Source organism: Flavobacterium hiemivividum (genome assembly GCF_004349145.1).
Taxonomy (GTDB): Bacteria; Bacteroidota; Bacteroidia; order Flavobacteriales; family Flavobacteriaceae; genus Flavobacterium; species Flavobacterium hiemivividum.
Genome location: NZ_SMFO01000009.1, coordinates 1 through 19,518, shown reverse-complemented (window position 1 = coordinate 19,518; position 19,518 = coordinate 1). Strand labels below are relative to the sequence as shown.

General features: G+C 35.0%; 18 protein-coding genes and 1 tRNA gene. 10 read left to right on the top strand and 9 right to left on the bottom strand.

Annotated features, from left to right (window positions below):
- Positions 1–20: 20 nt before the first annotated feature.
- From E0F98_RS11860 to E0F98_RS11835, 6 genes are all read right to left on the bottom strand, one after another.
- Positions 21–2,117 carry a peptidylprolyl isomerase gene (locus E0F98_RS11860; RefSeq protein WP_132111726.1) on the bottom strand — a complete coding sequence of 699 codons (2,097 nt, stop codon included), beginning with the start codon at positions 2,115–2,117 and terminating at the stop codon, positions 21–23.
- Between the two features lie 107 nt (positions 2,118–2,224).
- Entirely contained in the window at positions 2,225–3,484 is a 1,260-nt protein-coding gene (locus tag E0F98_RS11855) for a hemolysin family protein (protein ID WP_132111724.1), read from the bottom strand.
- A gap of 3 nt (positions 3,485–3,487) precedes the next feature.
- Positions 3,488–3,682 (bottom strand): hypothetical protein, encoded by a 195-nt coding sequence (locus tag E0F98_RS11850; protein ID WP_132111722.1) that lies wholly within the window; start codon positions 3,680–3,682, stop codon positions 3,488–3,490.
- Positions 3,683–3,699: 17 nt separating this feature from the next.
- The gene (gene lptC / locus E0F98_RS11845; RefSeq protein WP_132111720.1) at positions 3,700–4,257 is read right to left on the bottom strand and encodes an LPS export ABC transporter periplasmic protein LptC; all 558 of its coding nucleotides are present in this window, start codon (positions 4,255–4,257) and stop codon (positions 3,700–3,702) included.
- 41 nt (positions 4,258–4,298) lie between these two features.
- Complete coding sequence (locus E0F98_RS11840) at positions 4,299–5,549, bottom strand: autotransporter outer membrane beta-barrel domain-containing protein (RefSeq protein WP_132111718.1); 1,251 nt, start codon at positions 5,547–5,549, stop codon at positions 4,299–4,301.
- Complete coding sequence (locus tag E0F98_RS11835) at positions 5,542–6,276, bottom strand: type III pantothenate kinase (RefSeq protein WP_132111716.1); 735 nt, start codon at positions 6,274–6,276, stop codon at positions 5,542–5,544. The genes E0F98_RS11840 and E0F98_RS11835 overlap by 8 nt, the downstream gene beginning before the upstream one ends.
- 98 nt (positions 6,277–6,374) lie before the next feature.
- Between E0F98_RS11835 and E0F98_RS11830 the strand changes: the two genes are divergently transcribed.
- Positions 6,375–6,447, top strand: a tRNA-Phe gene (locus E0F98_RS11830).
- A 49-nt stretch (positions 6,448–6,496) separates the two neighbouring features.
- Here E0F98_RS11830 and E0F98_RS11825 read toward each other — a convergent pair.
- From E0F98_RS11825 to E0F98_RS16200, 3 genes are all read right to left on the bottom strand, one after another.
- Positions 6,497–6,844, bottom strand: coding sequence for a hypothetical protein (locus tag E0F98_RS11825; RefSeq protein WP_132111706.1), 348 nt, complete (start codon positions 6,842–6,844; stop codon positions 6,497–6,499).
- Between the two features lie 391 nt (positions 6,845–7,235).
- The gene (locus tag E0F98_RS16205) at positions 7,236–7,580 is read right to left on the bottom strand and encodes a YSC84-related protein (protein WP_243699239.1); all 345 of its coding nucleotides are present in this window, start codon (positions 7,578–7,580) and stop codon (positions 7,236–7,238) included.
- Complete coding sequence (locus E0F98_RS16200; RefSeq protein WP_243699238.1) at positions 7,556–7,774, bottom strand: hypothetical protein; 219 nt, start codon at positions 7,772–7,774, stop codon at positions 7,556–7,558. The genes E0F98_RS16205 and E0F98_RS16200 overlap by 25 nt, the downstream gene beginning before the upstream one ends.
- Before the next feature lie 331 nt (positions 7,775–8,105).
- Between E0F98_RS16200 and E0F98_RS11815 the strand changes: the two genes are divergently transcribed.
- The 9 genes from E0F98_RS11815 to E0F98_RS11770 form a co-directional block, all read left to right on the top strand.
- Positions 8,106–8,525: an IS1/IS1595 family N-terminal zinc-binding domain-containing protein gene (locus tag E0F98_RS11815; protein ID WP_132111704.1), complete on the top strand. Its 420-nt coding sequence runs from the start codon at positions 8,106–8,108 to the stop codon at positions 8,523–8,525.
- A gap of 107 nt (positions 8,526–8,632) precedes the next feature.
- The gene (locus tag E0F98_RS11810; RefSeq protein WP_132111702.1) at positions 8,633–9,871 is read left to right on the top strand and encodes a hypothetical protein; all 1,239 of its coding nucleotides are present in this window, start codon (positions 8,633–8,635) and stop codon (positions 9,869–9,871) included.
- Positions 9,872–9,899: 28 nt separating this feature from the next.
- Positions 9,900–10,160 (top strand): DUF4212 domain-containing protein, encoded by a 261-nt coding sequence (locus E0F98_RS11805; RefSeq protein WP_132111700.1) that lies wholly within the window; start codon positions 9,900–9,902, stop codon positions 10,158–10,160.
- 28 nt (positions 10,161–10,188) lie between these two features.
- Positions 10,189–11,940 (top strand): sodium:solute symporter family protein, encoded by a 1,752-nt coding sequence (locus E0F98_RS11800; RefSeq protein WP_132111698.1) that lies wholly within the window; start codon positions 10,189–10,191, stop codon positions 11,938–11,940.
- Between the two features lie 266 nt (positions 11,941–12,206).
- Positions 12,207–14,915, top strand: coding sequence for an ATP-binding protein (locus tag E0F98_RS11790; protein ID WP_132111694.1), 2,709 nt, complete (start codon positions 12,207–12,209; stop codon positions 14,913–14,915).
- Between the two features lie 2 nt (positions 14,916–14,917).
- On the top strand, positions 14,918–15,280 hold the full coding sequence (locus E0F98_RS11785) for a response regulator transcription factor (RefSeq protein ID WP_132111692.1): 363 nt from the start codon (positions 14,918–14,920) through the stop codon (positions 15,278–15,280).
- Between the two features lie 16 nt (positions 15,281–15,296).
- Entirely contained in the window at positions 15,297–17,213 is a 1,917-nt protein-coding gene (locus E0F98_RS11780; RefSeq protein ID WP_132111690.1) for an AMP-binding protein, read from the top strand.
- Positions 17,214–17,229: 16 nt separating this feature from the next.
- Entirely contained in the window at positions 17,230–19,137 is a 1,908-nt protein-coding gene (gene acs, locus E0F98_RS11775; RefSeq protein WP_132111688.1) for an acetate--CoA ligase, read from the top strand.
- A gap of 125 nt (positions 19,138–19,262) precedes the next feature.
- Positions 19,263–19,518: helix-turn-helix domain-containing protein (locus tag E0F98_RS11770; RefSeq protein WP_132109309.1), on the top strand; the 256-nt coding region annotated here is incomplete at its 3' end.

Here is a 19,518-nt window from a genome sequence, read left to right as displayed (position 1 = left end):
ATAATTACCTAAAAATATATTTAGTAATTGAATTCTTGTCTATTGTCTTCAATTTTAGCATTGTCCTTAAGCGCTGGTAAAACTCTGTTTACATCGCCCGCAGATTGTGCTTTCAATTTAGCTACATAAGGAGAATGATCTTTTAAAGTCGCAGCTTTAACAGTACTGAAATTTTTAACAACATATACTCCAGTATTCCCTTCTATAGGTGCAGATAGTTTAGTTGCTGCTAATGCGAATGCATTTCCAACTACTTTTGGCTCTAGTCCAACACCAGTTAACATTGGGTTTTCCATAGTAACATCAGTTGCTTGAAGCACAGTTGTACCTGCTGCCTTAGCAATTGCTTCTATAGAACTTCCTGTCATTTTAGACTTTATAAGTTCTGCTTTTTTCTTGTTTTTAAGAATTGACTCTACAAAAGGTCTCGCTTGAGTTAAAGTTACTAAACCGGAATCATCGATATTTTTAACCGTTGCAATAACATGCCCTACGTTAGCTACTTCAAATCTTTTTACTGTACCTATTTTAGAATCACCTTCAAAAGCCCATCTCACGATAGTTCTTTGAGCTCCCAAAGATCCAAAGTTTTCATCCATCGCTTTCACGCTAACTGCTGGCACAACTGTAAGTCCCATTTCTTTTGCTATAGCATTGAAATTTTTACCATTAGCGTCCATTTCAAATTTAGTCGCTTGTGTAAACGATTTGTCAGAAGTAGCTTCTGAAGCTTCTAGTTTTAGAGCTACGGTTGCCAAACGAATTCCGTCTTGTCTATCAGTAACTTTGATAATGTGGAAACCAAAAGGAGTTTCAACTAATCCAACTGAACCAATACTACTATTGAATACATAATCGTTGAATGGTTTCACCATTTGATTTTGGCTAAAATATCCTAAATCTCCACCTTGCTGTGCTGATGAATCATCTGAACTAGTAAAAGCTAACATCATGAAACTATCTGGATTTGCTTTTACTTGCGCTAATATATCTTCCGCTTTTGCTTTTGCTTCTTCTTTAGTTCTTTGTTCTTTTTTGTTTGGAACTTGTGTTCCTTCATAACTAATTAAGATATGACTTGCCTTAGCATTCACTCCTGATTTTTTACCCAAAGATTTTGAAACACAGTAATAATCACCAAAAACGTATGGTCCATAAACTTCTCCTGGAGCAAGATTAAATAACTGATCTGCATTTACAGCAGGCAAGTCATTCTTAGCAACATAAGTAGAATCATAAGGAACATCTGAATTTGAATTTACAAATTCTATTGTGTTTTTAGCAGCTTTAAACCCTGCCAAAGTATCGTTTTTACCAGTAGCTTGGTTGTACACCACACTTCCTTTCAGCAAGGCAGCTACTTTCTCTTTTACTTCTGCTTCATCTTCTTTCGACGCTTTATCTGCAATTAAAACATACTCTACTTCACGAGTTTCGTCTGCTTTAAATTTCTTTTCATTTTTCTTCATGTAATCTAAAATCTCAGCATCAGTAACTTTAACATCACTGTCTTTGATAGTCGAATACAATCCCGCAACGTAAGCAAAGTTCACTTTGTTTGCTTCCATTTCGTATTTTAACTTTCCTTCACTTTGAGTTGTATAAACTCCAGCTTTGATCAAAGTATTATAGATTTGATATTTAGCGTTAAGCTCTGCATCAACTTCTCTATCTTTTAAGAATTGCGCTTGTGCAGGGTTAGATTTAAAGTATTCTTTAAATTTTGCCACATCAAACATACCTGCTGCGTTTAAGAACATTGGGTTTTGACCAATATTAGGATCTGCTTTTAAAACAGCTAATAAATGTTTCTCTCCCACTCTTAAACCTAATTTATCAAATTCAGAAGTTAACAAAGCTACAGAAACCTCTTGCTCCCAAACTCTATTTGCTGCTGCAGTTGCACTAATTCCTTGACTGCTTTTTTCAAGATTACTTACTTTAATTCTGAAATCTTCAAATGAGATATCTTTCCCATCGATGCTTCCCACATCTTTCGATGTACTATTGAAACCACCACTACTGAATAAATCTCCGATGATAAAGGCAAATAATGCAAATGCGATTACTGCAATCATTAAAGCGGAACGTTGTCTAATATTTGATAAAACTGCCATTTTTATTGTTGTTAATTTTACATTCGATTTGCGAAAATACAATTATCTAATTAATAATTATACTAGTAGCGTTTTATTTTACAAAAAAAATACTTTTATAAAATAAATCAGTCTTTTACGGTCAATTTAACCAATTCAATTTTCTTATTTGTAGCCTCTTCTATTACAAAATGATAGTTTCCGATCACAATTACCTCTCCTTTTAAGGGAATATCGTTATTAAAATCAACAATAAAACCACCTAGCGTACCATATGAATCACTCTCTGGAATACTAAGTTTATAGGCTTGATTTAAATACTCAACATCAAATCGCGCCGAAAATATATAAGAACCATTTTCTAACTCCTTTTCAATCAACTCTTCATCTGAATCGTGTTCGTCTTCAATTTCTCCAAAAAGCTCTTCAACAATATCTTCCACAGTTATAATACCAGAAGTTCCTCCGTGTTCGTCCAGAACCACCGCAACGCTTTTTCGCTTTTTGATAAGCAAGTTCATCACGTCTTTAATGTAGATCGCTTCAGGAACAAATTCTACAGGAATAACTACAGACTGAATGCTTTCAGGCTTTTTAAATAAATCAAACGAATGTACGTAACCCACAATATCATCTAATGAATTTTGGTAAATCACTACTTTAGAATAACCTGTTTCGATAAACAATTCTTTTAGCTCCGCTATAGAATCATTCAACTCAACAGCCACAAGCTCCGTTCTAGGGCTCATAATATCTCTGGCTCTAACGCCCGAAAACTCTAGCGCATTCTGAAAGATTTGAATTTCTGAGTCTACTTCCTCATCATCTTCAACGCTACTCATTTGCTCCGTAATATAATTTCCAAGCTCCACTTTACTAAAAAAAAGCTGAATCTGATCTCCGTCCGTTCTAAAGAATTTTTTCAGAACAAAATCAGAAACCCAGATTAAAAAAGTTGAAATAAAATAGAATAAGACATAGAAAATATAGGCTGGAAGTGCAAAAAATCGAATGAGAACATTTGCATAAATTTGAAAAAAAACTTTCGGTAAAAACTCTGCTGTTATTAAAACAAGTAAGGTTGAAAGCGTCGTCTGAATAAGCAAATTCAACAAATCCGAAAAATGAAAGCCTAGAGAATCTAGCATATTCATTAGCAAGGCCCCCATAAAAAAGCCATAAACAACCAATGCAATATTGTTTCCAATAAGCATAGCAGCAATGAATTTTGAAGGTTTTTCAGTAAGTTTAGTAAGGATTTTAGAAATAAAATTATCTTGTTTTTTTTCTATTTCAAGATATATTTTATTGGAGGAGATAAACGCAATTTCCATCCCAGAAAAAAAAGCACTTAGTATTAGGCATAATATTATAACACTAATTTCCATAAATTAGGATTGGTTATTACGGTCATCCATCTTCTTTGCATATTTCTTCCTGAAGAAAAACATAAAAATCGCTAGTCCGGCAACCATCAAACTCAACCACGGAGTTGCTTCAGATTCGTTCCATTTCACGATTGCTTCATAAATGAAGAATACAGCAAAAACAAGATAAAGGTAAGGTGTGTATTTTAAGTAACCCATAGTGTAAATATTTATTTTTATTCTGCCGAATCAAATTCGCCAGTCAATCTTTGTGAATTAATAATCTTGAAATCTTTACTAAAATCTATCCCTTGTCCGTTTGAAGAACCTTTGATATCTGTAAATTTAAACTTTTTTTCAGTAAAAAACCATTCATTTTTTTGATCGTAGTACAACTGCTCCGTTTCCATCATCTGTCCTTTTTCAGAAACAATCTTTACTTTTCCTTGCAAATCGATTATACCGGTAATTTTATAGGAAATAGCATAATTAGAGGTCACTCGGGTAGTTTTCCCTTTTTCATCATACAATGTCACATCTATTCCTTTTGGAAATTCTGTAAATGGAAAATCAACAGTAGCAAAATCTAACATCTTCGGGCTCAATAAAACAACTTTTATAAGACCTGAATCTGTATATTTTAAATTCACTTTATCCGCATCTCCACTAGGTGTAAATTCGGTGAAATTGATTTTTTGAACTTCTTTAAAATTACTTTCACACCCTAAAAAAAACAGAGTCACAGTAAAAACTGTGACAAGGTTAATTATTTTATGTTTTGTTAATAAACTCATACCATCATATTGAGAAAGTGAAAGGCATTGTTATGTATTTATTATTGGAATTTTCTTTGTACAAACCATTTATCATTTAATGAAAAACCTACACTAATATTAGCATAATTCTCCTGAACTAAACCGGAAGCAGTAGTTCCTCTTTTCCCTATTTCGAAACCAATATTCACATTCGAAATAGTTCCTGTAATAGGCAATCCAAGTCCTAATGTAAGACCGCGATCATCAATAGACTCGCCATTAACAACTAGACCTGTTTTTTCGAATTTCAAACCTCCTCTATAAACAACTCTTTTCGCATAACTTGTAAACGAATTGTAATTAGGGATATAATAACCTCCTACGCTTACACTTCCAAATTTACCATAACCAACATTTTGATAGTCGTTATAAGAATTTGCTTGTCCTGATGTTTTTTGATAAGCTACTTTTCCAGCAATTAACCATTTTTGAGATTCTCCAATACCCGCACTAAGTGAAATCTTGCTCGGAAACTTCAATTCAACAACACTATTTTGCTCGTCAAGAACATCAACAACACCAACATCAAATCCTGAATTAAAACCGACAGTAGCTATATTTCTTGAGTTTTTAGACGTCAAAGTATTTTCTAATGTGTAGTTAACACTGGTATATAGATTTATTTTCTTACCAAGTTTAGCCTTGTACATTGCTCCAATATCAAAATTAACTCCTGACAAATCAGCTCTATTCATCTCGCGAGAACCAATAGTAACTCCAGAAGCAAACTCTAAACTATTCGTCTCAATTTTTCCAAAATTATACTGAGCATCTGCTCCAATACTAAAATTAGGGCTTATTTTATACCCAACCCCTAGAAAAGCCTTATTCATTCCTCCTGAACCATCATAACGTCTGTTATTAATATTAACATCAGCCGAAATAGATTCTATTTTATAACCTACAGAAGAATAAGGAATCAAACCAAATCCAACACCTACTTTACCAAAAGGCAATCCTACCGCAAGGTAATCTAAGGTCGTTCTTCTAGCATTTTCCTTCTTAGAATCTGTTTTTAATTTAGTAGTATTGTAAGTACCTCCAAGCGCAAAAGTGGTAAATTTTAAATTAGCAAAACTCGCAGGATTTTGCAAATTAATATGGATACTATCCTGCTCGACTGCAATTCCTGCCATAGAGCGACTTTCAGCTGTTCCTTTAAATCTAACATCTCCAATTCCATAAAAAGAGTACGGTGATGAAGTACCTTCTTGAGCAAAGGAAACTAGCGACAAAAGTAAACAAGCGCTTACTATAATTTTTTTAATCATTTTTGATTTTATATTGAAATGTTTGGTTCAAACTTTCTAAAAGAAAATTTGAATTGGCAAATATGGTATTTTTTAATCGTTTAGCCAAAAAATCTGTATCTCCACCCGTTAAAATTATTATAAAATTTGAATAAAGTGCACGATATTCATCTATAAAACCATCTATTTCATAGACCAATCCATTTACAACTCCGGAATGAATGGACTCCGCGGTTGAATTCCCTATAATATTTTTGGGACTTTCCAATGCCAACAATGGTAAATTGGCAGTGAAATCGTGCAGCGATTTATACCGCAATTGCAATCCTGGCGTGATCGCACCTCCAAGATATTCATTACTGACATTTATAAAATCAAAAGTAACACAGGTTCCAGCATCGATAACTAATCTATTTTTCCCAGGAAACTGTAAAGTTGCTCCCGCAGCAAGAACCATCCTGTCAATTCCCAAGGTAAGCGGCGTTTCATACTCATTAGCAAATGGAAATTGATCTCCATGAGAAACAAAATGAACAGCGATGTCTTTTTCGAACTCTAAAAAAGCCTGTTTTTCGACATTCCCAACGGAAGCAACAACTAAATGAGTGGTGTTTGTGAAATTTTTTAAAATATTTTGAATATTTTTTTGCAGTTCCTCTTTCTTAAAAACAAAAGGCTCTAAAAGGATATCTCCCTCAAAAACAGCAGCTTTAATTCTTGAATTTCCTACATCAACTGTTAAAATCATACGTTTAATTTTGATTTTGCGAAGGTACGAATTGATTTTTTTAAAAATATGTTTTGGATATACTAAAAATCATTCTATATTTGCACCCGCAATAGCACGGTACCTTAGCTCAGATGGTAGAGCAATGGACTGAAAATCCATGTGTCCCTGGTTCGATCCCTGGAGGTACCACTTTAAAACCCGAATAGAAATATTCGGGTTTTTTGTTTAAAAAAATCAATTAATAACGTTTCAGCACTGGTGATTTTAAAATAAACCCCTCCTGATTGTCTTTAACAACACTCATTTTTTCACGATTGTTATCTAAAAACAAACTAAAATAATTACCAGAATTTATCAAATTAAAATTCAACTCACTTTCATCACTAAAATCTCTTTTAATCACCCTATACTCGGTGTAGACTTTAGTTTTTTCTACAACTGTTTGAATATAGTAGACTCCCGAATTTAAAACGAAAGGTGAAAGTCTGATTTCAAATCGGTCGTTAAAAATTCTCACTTCTGCCTGATCAATACTTTTTGAAAAAAATTTTCCTTTAATTTTATATTTTCTAAAATTTATTTTCATCGTAGCAATTTTTTCACAATGGTACTACTATATCTATTTTTTACCTTACGGCTTTCCTCAATTTGAATAAAATTTCTTAGTGCAAAAGCGATCGATAAAAAGACCAGAACTAAAACTCCATAGATCAAAACTGAAAGATTGAAAATCATTCCGCTTAAAACATTAATACATCCTGAAGCTTGAGGATCATAGCTATTCGAATTAATTCCTACTAATTCTTGACAAAAAAAAATCTTTAAAAGCCAAAGCAAGACATGCTAAAACACATTGAATCCACACTAAAATGAGACCAAAAAAAACTAAATAATTTTTATTCGAATGTCTATATTAAGGATAAGCTGCGAGAAATATCTCATAGTCTATCATTTTCAAATTGAATTCGAAAAGAATCCTACAATCCATTAAACTTAAAATTTTGTCCTCCCACTGACGCCTCATACATTAGCCCGCCTTTTTGCATGGTAAATACCATCACACCTTCGGCATACTTCACATTTGCCGAAGAGCCAGCTGTTACAGCTACCGCCGAAACCTGAGCAGCAAATTCCAATTGGCTATTTTTAAATCGCTCCATATCCTTTTTTGATTCAAAAAATATCACTTCTCGATAGGCTTGTGCTCCCGCCTGAAAACCTAAACTCAGTTGTGAAAGCTTTGAAAAACCCACCAATTTATCATTTTCATAGACTGCTCCATTCCCAGCCGCTCCTCCTATACCAAATCCCGCCTTGCCCACATTAGAAAGATAACATAACCAAATACTTTATCAAAAAGGCCTTTCAAAAGAGGGTCAACCTTAATGAACTCCACCTTAGCTTTCTTACTGTCTGCGATAATCTCGTTTTTCTTTGATCGAGATTGCCCAAACATAGGTGCCGTAGTTATCGCACAAGCCATGACCATAATCCAAATAACACTTACTTTTTTCATAACTCTTGTTTTTAAATTGTTTTCAAAAAAATAGCCAGAAAATAGTACTTATTAATCATCAACTACAAAGCACACGACGGCTATTCAAATTTAGTGTGATTTTTTAAAATAATAATCAATTTAACTGATCATCATCTATTTACAATCCTATTTATAGGTTTACAACGTAAATACTTAATTAAAACTCACTCTGTTGATACCGCTTTTTAAATCACAAAAAAAATGCTATTAAATTGTGATTTTCTAAATTCTATGCATAAAAAACTATTTTATTCGCACAAGCAACCAACTATAATTGCTAATTTACTATATTTATGCAAAATTTATATACATGGAGATTTTAGCCTGTCCAAAATGCCAAGGAAATGACATCATAAAAAGCGGTGTAATCAACAATAAACAAAGGTATTTATGCAAAAAATGCAAATACTTTTTTACAGTCAATAAAATTGGAAAAAAGATAGATGATTATTACGTTACCAAAGCTTTACAACTCTACTTAGAAGGATTAAGTTATCGCGAAATTGAGCGTATTATTGGGGTGTCCCACGTTACTATTAGCAACTGGGTAAAGTCATTTAATATAAAAAAACCGTCTCACGCTAACTATCATCCTACATACAAGATCTTTAATCACTTAGAATTAGTAGAATACATCAAAAACAAAGATTTACTATCGGGTGCTGGCCTGATCATAACTGAGTTAGGAGATAAGTTTATGCTTATAAAATGGGAGCGATTTAAGGATTAACTATAGTGTTTTACACTTATATATATCTTAATTTTTTTTCTTAACAAAAAATTAGACTTTGGCGGTCTAGAAATTAACCATTTCGCCTAACCAACCTAATAAAAATTATGAAAAAAGTGTATTTAATTGCAGTAGTCCTGCTCTTATCTTTAAAAGGCTTTTCGCAAGGCTCCCCTGATTATGGTGCCGGGATGAAATTTGACTTAAATGAGGACGGCTCAAAGTATCTTAGAGTACTATCATGGGCACAAATTTGGGGACAATACAATTCAGACCGCCCACTAGACGCTAACGGCAATGAACAAGCTGATTTAGATTTCAGCGTAAGAAGAGCTCGCGTATTGATGTATGCGCAAATTAACAAAGATTTTTTGATCTTAACTCATTTTGGAATTAATAGTCTAAACTCAGATACAATGAGTCCAACTGGACAAGGAGCTGGTTCCCAATTATTTCTGCACGATGTTTGGGCTCAATACAGCCTTGGAAAAGACAATGCAGTGGGTGGAGGATTACATTACTGGAACGGAATCTCTAGACTAAACAATCAAAGTACTTTAAACCTGCTCACATTGGACAACCAAAGACAAGCGTGGGCTACTTTAGGTTTATCGGATCAATTTGCAAGACACATTGGAGTGTATGCCAAAGGAACTTTTGGGAAACTTCAATATCGTGTTTCGATAAACGGAGCAGCGACTACTAATCTACAAGCAACTGCAACACCTACAAACAATGGTCCAGCAACTTATACTGGCAAGAGATTATTAGGCTCAAAAGAGGCTGGAAGAACGTACTCCGGTTATTTTGAATATGGATTTTTAGATTCAGAAAGTAACTTTTTACCTTATAAAGTAGGAACTTATTTGGGAACAAAAAAAGTATTCAATATTGGAGCCGGTTTCTTTTCGCATCCAAATGGAACTGTAATTGCTGATGCTGGCGGAAATCTAAGCGGAGAAAACGTAACTATTTTTGGACTTGATGCTTTTTATGATGTACCAGTAGGAACACAAGGTGCTGCTCTTACTGCTTATGCCTTATACCAAAATAACGATTATGGAAAAGACTACACACTAGGAACAACTTATGAAACTGGATCAATGCTACATGGACATCTTGGCTATGTAATTCCAGGAAAATCAAAAACTAAGTTCCAACCGTATTTGTCTTATGATGAAAGACAGATAGATGCTTTAAACGATAATGCTTCTCAAATTGGTATTGGCGCAAATGCCTTTTTCAGCGGCCACCATTCTAAACTGACATTAGAATATCAAAATTTAAAATATGGTGCAAACAAAGCCGTAAATACAATTACGCTTCAAGCCATGATTTACCTATAAACTATTAACCATTTTAACCATACCTATTATGAGCGATAAACAAGATAACGCCACTGCCTATTGGAAGGAAAACCTAAGATACCTTCTAATATTACTAAGCATTTGGTTTGCTGTTTCCTATGGAGCAGGAATCCTTTTCAAACAAGCATTAGACTCCATAAAATTAGGTGGATTCCCACTTGGTTTCTGGTTTGCGCAACAAGGTTCAATTTATGTATTTGTCATTCTGATATTTGTTTATGTTCACTTAATGAACAAACTAGACAAAAAATACGGCTACAACGAATAATTTAAAAACTATAAAAAAATAAAAAATCATGGATTTACAAACTTGGACCTATATACTTGTTGGAGTCACATTTGCCCTTTATATTGGAATTGCAATCTGGTCTCGTGCTTCAACTACTAAAGAATTTTATGTTGCCGGTGGAGAAATATCTCCTTTGGCAAACGGTATGGCTACCGCTGCAGACTGGATGAGTGCGGCTTCTTTTATATCTATGGCTGGAATCATCTCTTTTGATGGATATGATGGCGCCGTTTATTTGATGGGCTGGACCGGCGGATATGTTTTACTAGCGCTTTTACTTGCTCCTTACCTACGAAAATTCGGAAAATTTACTGTGCCAGATTTCATTGGAGAGCGTTATTATTCTAATAGCGCTAGAACGGTTGCTGTCATTTGTGCGCTAGTTGTTTCCTTTACCTACGTAGCAGGACAAATGCGCGGTGTAGGTCTGGTATTCTCAAAATTTTTAGAAGTTGACATTAATACTGGGGTTATTATAGGGATGGTAATTGTTTTGTTTTACGCCACTCTTGGCGGAATGAAAGGAATCACCTATACCCAAGTAGCACAATATTGTGTATTAATATTCGCCTTCATGGTACCTGCTATCTTTATTTCGATACAAATGACAGGAAACCCAGTTCCACAATTAGGAATGGGCGGAACAGTTATAGGAAGCGATACGTATTTACTAGACAAATTAAACGGCCTTTCTACAGATCTTGGATTTGCAGTTTATACTGACGGTACAAAATCAATGATAGATGTCTTTGCAATCACACTAGCTTTGATGGTAGGAACTGCAGGATTACCACACGTAATTGTTCGTTTCTTCACCGTTAAAAGAGTAAAGGACGCTAGGAAATCAGCTGGATATGCATTGGTTTTAATCGCCATCTTATATACTACTGCACCTGCAATTTCAGTTTTTGCAAAAACAAACTTAATTGAGACTGTCAACGATAAAGACTACTCTTCAATGCCTGCTTGGTTTACTAAATGGGAGAAAACAGGCTTATTGACATTTGAAGATAAAAACGCAGATGGTAAAATTCAATATTATAATGATCTGTCAAAGGACGCCGCATTTTTAGCAGCTCAAGAAGCAAAAGGAAACAAAGGTAGTGAGCTGGTTATTGATAAAGACATCATGGTTCTTGCTAATCCTGAAATTGCCAACTTACCTAACTGGGTTATAGCCTTAGTTGCTGCTGGAGCCTTAGCAGCTGCTTTATCTACTGCTGCTGGTTTATTGCTAGTAATCTCAGCTTCTGTTTCTCATGACATTATCAAAAAAATGATTAATCCGAATATTTCTGAAAAAGGAGAACTTTGGGCTGCTCGTGGAGCTGCAGCAGTTGCTGTAATCATTGCAGGTTATTTCGGTATTAATCCGCCTGGTTTTGTTGCCGCAGTTGTAGCACTCGCTTTTGGATTAGCAGCTGCTTCGCTTTTCCCTGCGATTATCCTTGGAATTTTCGACAAAAAAATGAATAAAGAAGGTGCTATAGCCGGTATGGTTATTGGACTTTTACTAATGCTTTTCTACATGTTAAAATTCAAATTTGGTCTTTTTGATGGCGGAAAAGATGCTGTTGCTGGTTTAAAAGAAAGCTGGTGGTTTGGAATTTCACCTGAAGGTTTTGGAACCGTTGCTATGGTTGTAAACTTTGTAGTAGCATTTATAGTTAAAAGTTTCACACCTGAACCTCCACAAAATGTTCAAGATATTGTAGAGCATATTAGAATTCCTTCTGGCGCTGGCGAAGCAACGCACTAGCGTTTATAAAAAGCTTAAAAATTAATTTAAACTATACAATCTTTACATTTATATGTAGAGATTGTATATTTTTAGGACTATGAAGAAAAGACACGAACAAAAGTTGGTTATACTCTCAATGCTTTTATTATTAGCATTGAATGTTCCACTATTGCTATTATTTGACAGTTCAAGTGCTATTTTTGGCTTTCCAGTTATCTATGTGTATATCTTTTCGGCATGGCTCTTTTCTATTGTGATCTCTTACATAATCATCAAAAAATATTATGAGTAGTATTGGTCTTATATTAATTTTAGTTCTCTATGTGTCGATACTCTTTTACATAGCGCACTGGGCCGAAAAAAGAAGTAATTCTAAATGGACTACAAATCCGTATATCTATTCTTTTTCACTAGCAGTATATTGTACCGCATGGACTTATTATGGAAGTATTGGCGTTGCTGCCCATTCAGGTTTAAGTTACCTGACTATTTATTTAGGTCCCATTATTATTATCCCCACATGGATCATCATTCTTAAGAGAATTATTCGAATATCAAGAGTCAATAAAATATCTAGTATCGCCGATTTCATCTCATTAAGATATGGTAACAGCCGATTTCTAGGAGCTGTCGTAACCTTATTATGCGTTTTTGGTATTTTACCCTACATAGCCTTACAACTCAAATCAATTTCAGACACTTTTAACATTGTTACAAACACCCAGTCAAGTTCTAATATTTTTAGTGACACCACTACTTATGTTTGTATTGCTCTCGCTTTGTTTGCATCCTATTACGGAACAAAATATGTAGATGCCTCTGAAAACAGACGCGGAATTGTCACTGCAGTTGCCATCGAGTCGATTCTAAAATTAATCTTCTTTATTATCATTGGCGTTTATGTAACCTATTTTGTATTTGACGGTTTTAGCGACATCTCCACCAAAGCGGCACTACTGGACCATTACGATAAAAAGAACAGCATTGGCGGATTAACCGAAGGGATCAACTGGTTTTTTCTCTGCGTTTTGTCCATGTTTGCCATTTTTCTTTTGCCAAGACAATTTCATACCGCAATTGTCGAAAATAATAAGGAAACACATATTCGAACAGCAATTTGGCTTTTCCCTCTGTATTTATTCCTTTTCAATATTTTTGTTTATCCAATAGCTTGGGGAGGCAACATCCTTTTTGAAGGAAAGGGATTAAACGCCGACACTTATTCCCTATTGATTCCACAATTTTTCAACAACAATGTGTTGACTGTTTTAGTTTTTCTTGGCGGGTTTTCGGCGGCAATATCGATGATTATTGTTTCATCAATATCATTGTCTACGATGCTCAGTAACAACTTATTAATTCCTTATGGATTCGTAGGTTCACTAGAGAATTCTTCGCAGAAAAAAAATAACAAACGAATCATAACTAGTCGTAAAATCGCTATATTTTCATTGATTATTCTAGCCTATTTTATCTACAGGTATTTCATTTTAGAGTATTCTTTATTTTCTATCGGCTTAGTTTCATTTGTTGTCATTGCACAATTAGCACCTGCTTTTTTTGGGGCACTATTTTGGAAAAGAGGATCTAAAAAAGGGGCGGTAACGGGAATTATTCTTGGTTTTATTATTTGTTTTTACACTTTATTACTTCCTTACGCCATAGGAATCAGCTCCTCTTCTAGCACATTCCTTCAAGAAGGACTTTGGGGAATTGAGTTATTAAAGCCCTTCCAGCTTTTTGGACTGGATTATTTAGAGCCTATCCAACATGCTTTTTTTTGGAGTATGCTGGTAAATACGATGAGTTACCTAGCCGTATCGGTAAGTTTTAGCGGTAATTATCGAGAGCGCAACTATGCCGAAATGTTTGTGGATATTGATAAATACATAACCAATCACGAGAACGCATTTGTTTGGAAAGGAATTGCTTATATCTCTGATATTCAAAAAGTGTTACGCCGTTTCTTGGGCGAAGAGAGAACAACTCGTGCTTTGAATATTTTTAATTTAAAATACAACATCGACAAAGACATCACCACTGCCGATGCTCGTTTTATAAAATTTGCCGAGAATTTATTGACAGGTCATATTGGTACGGCTTCCGCCAAAATTTTAATATCGAGCGTAATTAAGGAAGACGAAATTAGCCTTCCCGAAGTATTGCGTATTTTAGAAGAGTCGAAAGAAAATATTATTATCAATAAAAAATTGACTGATACTTCTAATGAATTAAAAAAATTATCAGACCAACTAAAACACGTAAATCAGGAGTTGATTGAAAAAGATCTTCAAAAAGACGAGTTTCTAGACACCGTTAGTCACGAACTTCGAACACCAATTACCGCAATTCGGGCGGCAACTGAGATCCTGCATGATGACCATGACGAAATCCCAGATGAGTTGCGAAAACAATTTCTAAAAAGTATTATATCCGAATCAGATCGTCTGAACCGTTTGATTGATAAAATTCTGGATTTAGAAAAATTTAAAACAGGCAAACATAAAATCTACTTGTCAAAAAATGACATTTCAAAAACCATTAATAGCACGATTGATTCCGTCAGACAATTAATAAAAAACAAAAAGATTAGCGTCGTATTCAATGAGCCACCACAAGAAATAAAAGCATTTTATGATGAGGAAAGAATCATTCAAGTTATTCACAATTTATTATCAAACGCCATCAAATTTTGTGCGCCAACCGATGGAAAAATAAATATAGCGGTCATTGAAAAGGATAACCATTTAGAAGTGCACATTCAAAACAATGGCAAAGGGATAAAAGCGGAAGAATTTGAACCCATATTTGACAAATTCTATCAATCTAAGAATCAAAACGTAAAAAAACCGATTGGAAGCGGCTTAGGTCTTTCCATTTGCAGACAAATTATAGAGCACCATAAAGGAACCATTTGGGTAGAAAGTACCGAGGGAGAAGGCGCTACATTTATTTTTACTTTGCCTTATTACAATACAACCGAAAATCAATAGAGATGAAAAAAATTTTAATTGTAGATGACGAACCTAATATTGTTATGTCACTGGAATATACCTTCAAGAAAAATAATTTTGAAGTTTTCATAGCACGTGACGGTCAAGAAGCATTAGACATTATGAACGAGCAACTTCCTGACGTCATCATTCTCGATGTGATGATGCCCATGGTTGATGGATATGCCACATTAGAACAAATAAAAAATGACGCTAGATTACAAAATTGCAAAGTCATTTTCCTCTCGGCAAAAAACAAGGAGAAAGACATTGAAAAAGGACTTTCACTAGGAGCAAATTTATATGTAACGAAGCCTTTTTCGATAAAAAAATTAGTAGAGCAAGTACAAGAATTAATTCAATAAGTAAGATTTCACTATTATGAATTACAACGAATATTACACAAATAGCATCACCCAGACTGAAAATTTCTGGAAGGAACAGGCAAATACAATAGAATGGTCTAATAAACCTGAAATTATCTTGTCTCAAGATGAGGATGGTTATCCATTATGGTATAAAGATGGAGAATTAAATATGTGTTATCTCGCACTTGACAAACATATCGCAGATGGATATGGAGATCAAGTAGCGTTTATCTATGATTCTCCAGTAACACAAACCATTAAAAAATATACGTTTTTAGAGGTAAAAACTGAAGTAGCAAAACTCGCTGGCGGCATGCAATCTTTAGGATTAAAAAAAGGCCATACAGCGGTAATTTACATGCCTATGATTCCGCAAGCAGCATTTGCAATGCTAGCATGTGCTCGAATAGGTGTAACCCATTCGGTAGTTTTTGGAGGTTTTGCACCACATGAGTTAGCGATTCGAATAGACGACTGTAAACCTCGACTAATTATAACTGCCTCTTCAGGGATAGAAGTCGATCGTTTAATTACTTACAAACCATTAGTAGACGAAGCAATTACTCTCGCTTTGCACAAACCAAAAAAAGTAATCGTGTTCAATAGAAAACTAGGAGCTAGAATTCCATTTAAAAAATATGATGTAGATTATGATGCCTTAGTTTACGGCTCTGAAGAAACACCTTGTGTTCCGGTAAACGCTTCACATCCATTATATGTTTTGTACACTTCAGGAACAACCGGAAAACCAAAAGGAGTCGTTCGGGACACTGGCGGTTGTGCCGTTGCTTTAAAATTTTCGATGCAAAAAATCTACAACATAAAAGAAGGAGATGTTTTTTGGGCAGCATCAGATGTGGGTTGGGTAGTTGGCCATAGCTTTATCGTTTACGGTCCTTTAATCAATAGAAGCAGCAGCATTATATTTGAAGGAAAACCAATAAAAACGCCAGATGCCAGTACTTTTTGGAGAATTATAGACGAGCATAAAGTAAATGCGATGTTTACGGCACCAACAGCTATTCGAGCCATTAAAAAAGAAGATCCTAATGGCGATTTCATAAAACAATATGATTTAAGCTCTTTGAAAACACAATTTTTGGCCGGAGAACGCTGCGATCTTGCGACATTAGAATGGTATAACCAACATATTCCCGTTACAGCAATTGACCATTGGTGGCAAACCGAATCTGGATGGCCAATGATAGCAAACATGATGGGAGTCGAAGTTTTAGCTGTAAAACCTGGTTCTGTAGGAAAAGCAGTTTGCGGCTATGATATTAAAATATTTGATGAAGAAGGGAATGAATTACAAGCAAACCAACAAGGGTATGTAGTGGTAAAACTTCCGCTACCTCCGGGAACACTAATGGGCTTATGGAATGACCAACCTAGGTTTAATGCAGGCTATTTAGAACAATTTCCTGGATATTATTTCTCTGGTGATGGAGGATATAAAGATGAAGACGATTATATTTACATTACCGGAAGAGTTGACGACGTGATCAATGTTGCGGGACATCGACTTTCGACTGCCGAAATGGAAGAGGTAGTTGCCTCACATCAATCGGTAGCAGAATGTGCCGTTATTGGAATAAACGACGCTTTAAAAGGACAAATACCCTTAGCTTTGGTGGTTACAAAATTAAACGACGATATAGAGCATTTTCAATTAGAACATGAAATTATAAAAATCGTCCGCCAGAAAATAGGAGCTGTTGCATCTTTGAGAAACGTGGTTGTCGTAAATCGATTACCCAAAACACGTTCTGGTAAAATTCTTCGAAAACTCATGCAAAGCATAGCTGACGGCGCTAATTACACAGTACCGTCTACAATAGATGACGAAAGCATTATTGCTGAAATTGAGGCCGTTTTAATAAAAAATGAAATTGGTATTTTTAACAATCAAAACACACTAAACAACTAAATATATACAATAGATTATGACTCGTTATAAAATTAATAATTTAGAAGAATACTTTAAAGATTACAAAAAATCAGTGCGCGAGCCAAAAAAGTTCTGGGACAAAATTGCTTCCGAAAACTTTACTTGGTACCAAGAATGGGAAAAAGTGGTTGATTTTAATATGGCTGAAGCCGATATAAAATGGTTTGTCAATGCCAAAGTAAACATGACTAAAAACTGCATCGACAGACACCTTGCCAAAAAAGGAGATAAGACTGCGATTATTTTTGAACCAAACGATCCTTCGGAAGAAGCATTACATATTTCATATACTGAATTGCACGAACGTGTTTGTAAAATGGCAAACGTATTGCGCGAACAAGGAGTGCAAAAAGGAGATCGCGTTTGCATCTATTTACCTATGATTCCAGAACTCGCCATTACTACTTTGGCATGTGCTAGAATTGGAGCCGTTCATTCTGTAGTTTTCGCTGGATTTTCAGCCTCAGCGGTGGCTGCTAGAATTAATGATAGTGATTGTAAAATGATCATTACCTCAGACGGTGGATATCGCGGAAACAAAACCATTGATTTAAAAGGAATTATTGACGAAGCGTTAGCGGACACTCCTTGTGTTACTGCTGTTTTGGTAGTAAAAAGAACTAACAGCGCAGTAAACATGCAAGAAGGACGTGACCAATGGTTGCAACCTCTTCTAGATGCAGCGTCAGACAATAACACTGCCGAAATCATGGATGCTGAAGATCCATTGTTTATACTTTATACTTCTGGTTCTACAGGAAAACCAAAGGGAATGGTCCATACCACAGCTGGATACATGGTTTATGCTGCTTACACTTTTAAAAATGTATTTAGTTATGAAGACAATGATATTTTCTGGTGTACTGCCGATATCGGTTGGATAACTGGACATTCTTATATTCTTTATGGACCTTTATTAAACGGAGCTACCACAGTAATTTTTGAAGGTGTCCCTTCTTATCCTGATTACAGCCGTTTTTGGGAAGTTATTGTTAAGCATAAAGTAACACAATTCTATACAGCACCAACTGCTATTCGTGCTTTGGCAAAAGAGAGTTTAGACTATGTACAAAAATACCAATTAGACACTTTAAAAGTTATTGGTTCGGTAGGAGAACCGATAAATGAAGAGGCTTGGCACTGGTACAATGACCATGTCGGCAATAAACGTTGCCCAATAGTTGACACCTGGTGGCAAACCGAAACAGGAGGTATTTTAATTTCGCCTCTACCTTTTGTTACTCCAACAAAACCAACTTATGCTACGCTACCATTACCAGGAATCCAACCCGTATTAATGGATGAGAAAAGAAATGAAATAGAAGGCAATCAAGTTGTGGGTAGTTTGTGTATTAAATTCCCATGGCCAGGAATTGCCAGAACCATCTGGGGCGATCATGAAAGGTATAAAGAAACTTATTTTTCGGCCTTTCCAGGCAAATATTTCACTGGTGACGGAGCTTTACGTGACGAAGTAGGGTACTATAGAATCACAGGTCGTGTCGATGATGTGGTTATCGTTTCTGGTCATAATCTAGGAACCGCTCCTATCGAAGACGCTATCAACGAACATCCAGCAGTTGCTGAGTCGGCGATTGTAGGATTTCCGCATGATATTAAAGGAAACGCGTTGTATGGTTTTGTTATTCTAAAAGAAACCGGGGAATACCGTGACCGAGAAAATCTAAGCAAGGAAATTAACCAACAAATTTCTAACCAAATTGGGCCTATCGCCAAATTAGATAAAATTCAATTTGTATCTGGATTACCTAAAACACGTTCTGGAAAAATTATGCGTCGAATATTGCGTAAAATTGCTGAAGGTGATTACTCTAATTTTGGAGACACCTCAACTTTATTGAATCCCGAAATCGTGGAAGAAATAAAAAACGGTAAAGTATAATGTATAATTAGATTTAATTAATTTAAAAACTGCTTCCTTTTTGGAGCAGTTTTTTTTTGTATAAAAAAAAGCTGCCTTTTTATACACTGCCCCCAAAAAGTTAGACACTATTTGGGGGCATTTTTATGGAAAGAAAAGTTAAGTACAGTTATGAATTTAAACTTCGCTGTGTAAATGAAGTTTTAAAAAAAAATCAATCAATAACTTCTATATCTAAAGAAAATGGCATAGGAAAAACCAGCCTTAAAGATTGGATTAGGTGTTATCATGAATTTGGAATTGAAGGTCTTTTACCAATACAAAAAAACAAAAATTATAGTGAAGCCTTTAAGTTAAAAGTTCTAAAAACGATTGAAAGTAAGTCATTATCTTTGAGTAAAG